General features: G+C 37.1%; 1 protein-coding gene. It reads right to left on the bottom strand.

All coding sequences use genetic code 11. The features are described 5' to 3' along the window. Positions 1–229 precede the first annotated feature (229 nt). The gene (locus D0T84_RS22120) at positions 230–1,504 is read right to left on the bottom strand and encodes an MATE family efflux transporter (RefSeq protein ID WP_163310080.1); all 1,275 of its coding nucleotides are present in this window, start codon (positions 1,502–1,504) and stop codon (positions 230–232) included. Between the last annotated feature and the right edge of the window lie 262 nt (positions 1,505–1,766).

Raw genomic sequence — 1,766 nt, 5'->3', positions numbered from 1 at the left:
TCAAGATACGAAATTCTGCAATATTAAGCAAATAATTTAAGAGATAATTTGTTGGTAAATAACTTATTATATACTTTTTAAGGAGCGACTAATTAGTTCTTCAACAAACTCTTTATACGCTTTCTTTAGCTCCGTATCTGAATCAGAATTGCTTTTATATAAAGGGTCTGATAAAATCACATATAGTTCGGTGTCAAGAATATCCCACATAACTAAATATTTATCAGAGCTATAAAACCTTACTTTGCCATTTATTCCGTTTAAGATATGCCAATGATAATGCCAGCAGTACAAGTACATATAGCTGTTCGGCTGTCCAATATACGGCAAGCGGAATGTTTGGAGAGCGGGATAGTATAAACAGATATAGTAGATAGATAGCTATGTTAATCATTTGAAACAGAAATGCTATCTTCGTATTACCCGTGCCGATTACCGTATTGCAATAGGTGTAGGCGGGAACGGAAATAATAAACGTGGAAAGCATTACACAAAACGGATAAAATGCAGTCTGAATAACTTCTGTATCATTCGTAAATAACCCTAACAGTCTATCCGAAAAGATAAAAGCCAGTATTATAAGCGGAATCCCTATCGCATAATCCAGATTAATGACACGCCGACAAGTCTGCATAACCTGTTCCGATTTCTTTGCCCCGATAAGATTGCTTACCAATGAAATATTGGTGGTTGCAAACGAATTGACAATCACAAAAAAGAGCATGGAAATACTTCTGACGACATTTGCGGAAGCCAATTCGCATTCCCCTAAATGCTCAATCGCTACAAAGAATAGAAACCACGGAGCGATACAGAAGAATTGCCTGATCATAGTCCAAACGGATATACCAAGCAGGTGCAACGATAGTTTCAAATCAAACACAGCATGTATTCCGTATCGTTTTTTATCTACATGCTTCCACATATAAATAATGAGGAATATCAATCCGACCAATCCTGCAAGGGAAGAACCGATAGCCGCCCCACTGATTTCAAATCGGGGAAATCCTGCTTTACCAAAAATCAGTAGATAGTTGAAAACAATGTTACACACTACCATAACAATGGAATTGGCGGTAAGAATTTTGGTATTGGTCGTTCCGATAAAAAAGGAACGTATTGCCAACAAAGGGAAAGCAAATAGAAAGCTATAATCTCGCCACTCGATATAGCGTACAGTCGCCTGATATATATTGTCAGAAGTAATAAGCAAACGAAGCAAAGCGGGGGAAAATAGTTTCGATAATGCGAAAACGACAATGGCAAAGAGGGATAAAAAGATTAAAGCCTGATAGAATACTTTGCCGACTTCCGTATATTTTCCCTCACCGTTGCGTCTGGCGATAACGACTTGTGCCCCAAGACTGAATCCAAATCCGAGCATATAAATGGCGGAATAGTACATTGCCGCCAATGCCGAAGCCCCTAAATCTATTTGGCTGACGTGTCCCAAGAAAATGGAATCGGTTAAATTAATCAACTGTTCCATGAGCAGGCTTACCATTATGGGAAGATTGATAAGCCAGATTTGTTTATACAATACTTCGGTAAATAATTAATTAACTATCTCGATATTAATGAGTTATATTAACAAAAGTTAGCACGAAAGAATTGATCAAATGGCTGATTTTCAGCAACTTTAAGCAATCCACACAAAGAGTTACAATGGATATATCAGCAGCACTTGACCAATATAGGGATATCTGTGGTGATGTCTTAAAAAGATATACTGCGAAATTAAACAAAAGTTTTAAAACCGTCTTTAT

The organism is Dysgonomonas sp. 521, from assembly GCF_010501055.1.
Taxonomy (GTDB): Bacteria; Bacteroidota; Bacteroidia; order Bacteroidales; family Dysgonomonadaceae; genus Dysgonomonas.
Note: the sequence above shows the minus strand (reverse complement) of the source record. Positions and strands in the feature narration are given on the sequence as shown.

What these genes read in the sequence shown, in the direction of transcription:
- D0T84_RS22120 (WP_163310080.1), bottom strand. Translation starts at nt 1,504, where the DNA reads ATGGTAAGCCTGCTCATGGAACAGTTGATTAATTTAACCGATTCCATT.